This is a genomic window from Brevundimonas sp., assembly GCF_046293315.1.
Taxonomy (GTDB): Bacteria; Pseudomonadota; Alphaproteobacteria; order Caulobacterales; family Caulobacteraceae; genus Brevundimonas.
In genome coordinates this window covers 1-562 of the sequence record NZ_JBKBPF010000104.1, presented here as the reverse complement: position 1 = coordinate 562, position 562 = coordinate 1, and the positions used below count along the sequence as shown (strand labels likewise).

General features: G+C 71.5%; 2 pseudogenes. Both read right to left on the bottom strand.

Annotation, left to right across the window (positions count from 1 at the left end):
* A pseudogene (locus ACK4SE_RS14245) lies at positions 1 to 182 on the bottom strand (SMC-Scp complex subunit ScpB); the annotation flags it as partial.
* A 143-nt stretch (positions 183 to 325) separates the two neighbouring features.
* A pseudogene (locus tag ACK4SE_RS14240) lies at positions 326 to 562 on the bottom strand (segregation/condensation protein A); the annotation flags it as partial.

The window sequence follows — 562 nt, the reverse complement described above, 5'->3', positions numbered from 1 at the left end:
AGCTCGACCCCCCGGCCCTGATAGCGTTCGCGCAGGGCCGAGATGGCGCCGCCGACATCGGCCCCCTCGGGCAGGCGGCGGGTCAGTTCGGCGGCCGACAGGGGCGCGGCGGCCGCGAACAGGAGGGCCTCGACGCGGCGCTCGATCTCGGCGTGATCGGGTTGGAAGGACAGGTCCGACATCTATTTCCCGCTCATCCCCGCGGAGGCGGGGACCCAGGTTTGAGCGGCTCCCACCGCCCTATCCGTGCGCGCCCGCACACCGCAGCGCTCTTGGCCAGAGAACTGGATCCCGGCGTTCGCCGGGATGAGCGGGGTTGGGTGAGTCACGGCGTCAGCTCCAGCGGTTGGCCGCGCCCGCGCCGCTTCAGGAAGACCTCGGCGAAGGCCTGGGCCTGTTTCACGTCCATGGCGCCTTCCTTCACCAGCTCCAGACTGGCCGATAGGGTCGAGGCAGTGAAGCTGGCCTGGGTCGGGCCGTCGCCATGGCTACGCACGGGCGCGATCCGCTCCAACGGGGTCCACTGCTCCAGGCGGGGCAGGACGTCGCGCAGCCAGTCGCG